This window comes from Parvimonas sp. D9 (assembly GCF_035282565.1).
Lineage (GTDB): Bacteria > Bacillota > Clostridia > Tissierellales > Peptoniphilaceae > Parvimonas > Parvimonas micra.
On the sequence record NZ_JAYKBM010000219.1, the window covers coordinates 1 to 250 of the forward strand.

The following is a 250-nucleotide window of genomic DNA, read 5'->3' on the forward strand; positions in this document are numbered from 1 at the left end:
ATTACTACAGTGGTAAAAAAGGGGAAAAAAATAATTCCTTAATAAAGGGACATCTATTTTATCCATTGTTTCCAGCTTTATTGATTCGTTCTTTTCCCGAAAAATACTGGATATTACTTGGTACTTGTTTAAATATTTTAGGAGATATTTTTACCGCAATTTTGATATTTTTCCTACTCATTCCCAATGAACGTGATTTATATTGGTCTTCTTTTTTAATTTCAATTTTATGGACTACACTCCCAATACT

The 250-nt window shown here is 28.8% G+C and carries 1 protein-coding gene; it reads right to left on the bottom strand.

Features of this window, described 5'->3' with window-relative positions:
• Positions 1-58: 58 nt before the first annotated feature.
• Positions 59-250, bottom strand: a 192-nt coding sequence (locus VJI94_RS08635) for a hypothetical protein (RefSeq protein ID WP_324009073.1), incomplete at its 5' end; no start/stop codon positions are given.